General features: G+C 65.4%; 1 protein-coding gene. It reads right to left on the bottom strand.

Annotated elements, in window-relative coordinates; translation table 11 throughout:
- Window positions 1-267: 267 nt before the first annotated feature.
- Window positions 268-630, bottom strand: a complete 363-nt coding sequence (locus EN943_RS37265) for a hypothetical protein (RefSeq protein ID WP_127416633.1) — start codon at window positions 628-630, stop codon at window positions 268-270.
- Between the last annotated feature and the right edge of the window lie 73 nt (window positions 631-703).

Below are 703 nucleotides of genomic sequence, written 5' to 3'. Positions count from 1 at the left end.
GCGGGCTGGACCCGCCAGCGCCCGGCATCGATGGCGGCATCGGACGGCAATTGCGGCGGGGCGTGGGCGGGCAGGGCGCCGAAGGCACCCATCAGGCCGGCGACGAACAGGGCGGCGATGGTTCCCGCGCCTGCCGTTACCCAGGTCTGAAATCTTGAACGGGCAGTCTTGAACATTCCAAACTATGCACGTCGAACGATCAGCCACCCCTGTGCAGTCTAGAAAGAAAAAACGGCTGATGGAACCCGCAAATGGCTGGCCCAGCCCTCACGCTGCTTCGCGCGCCCACAGAAAATGGCCGTACCGTCGAAAGAAGCGCGCCACGAGCCGCTGATGCTTGGCCCTGATCAGGTCGGGCAGGCGCCGCTCCTGGCGCCAGCGCGGTATGTTGCGCCAGCAGGCTATGAAGCGGGCGGCGTCCTCTATGGCCTCCTCGGCCGAGATCGCCGGGCCGATCGCGGCCAGGAACAGCGCTTCCGACGGTTTCAACTCGTCGATCACCGCCTTGCGCCTGACGTGATCCTGACGGGCGTGGGCGATGCCGTTGCGGCGGATGGCTTCGAAGGCTTCGAGCAGGGCAGGGCTGTCGCCGGTGTAACCGCAGGCGCGGGCGAAATCGGCGGCGTCCATCGTCACTCCCGGACTTGATGTGGCGGTGGGGGCACGCCCCGACTCACATTTACGAGTTATATAAGCATAACTC

This window comes from Mesorhizobium sp. M7A.F.Ca.US.006.01.1.1, assembly GCF_003997935.1.
Classification (GTDB): domain Bacteria; phylum Pseudomonadota; class Alphaproteobacteria; order Rhizobiales; family Rhizobiaceae; genus Mesorhizobium.
This window is presented reverse-complemented; position numbering and strand designations above follow the sequence as displayed.

What these genes read in the sequence shown, in the direction of transcription:
- EN943_RS37265 (WP_127416633.1), bottom strand. Translation starts at nt 630, where the DNA reads ATGGACGCCGCCGATTTCGCCCGCGCCTGCGGTTACACCGGCGACAGC.